Genomic DNA, 249 nt, shown 5'->3' with positions numbered 1-249 from the left:
ATTCATACTCGCGCTTATAGAAGAAACCATCTTTATGATTGGGGCGACGATAGCCAATCACGCCATAGATATTGCGCTCAACTAAACCTTTGCAAATGTGGGGTGTGAAGTAGCCTGCATCTAGGCCGACTGCGCCAATTTCGAAACCGAAGCGGGTACGCATCCGATCAAGACGATCCAGATAGGGACCACTATCATGGACATTGGCTGGTGTAACGTGGGTATCGGTGATGAGGGAATGGACGCCAT

The 249-nt window shown here is 49.4% G+C and carries 1 protein-coding gene; it reads right to left on the bottom strand.

What is annotated here, in order from left to right; all coding sequences use genetic code 11:
* A partial coding sequence (locus tag H8K52_RS22165) for a transposase (RefSeq protein ID WP_186924826.1) occupies positions 1 to 249 on the bottom strand: 249 nt, incomplete at both ends.

It is taken from the genome of Affinundibacterium seohonense (assembly GCF_014284305.1).
Classification (GTDB): domain Bacteria; phylum Pseudomonadota; class Gammaproteobacteria; order Burkholderiales; family Burkholderiaceae_D; genus Undibacterium; species Undibacterium seohonense.
This window is presented reverse-complemented; position numbering and strand designations above follow the sequence as displayed.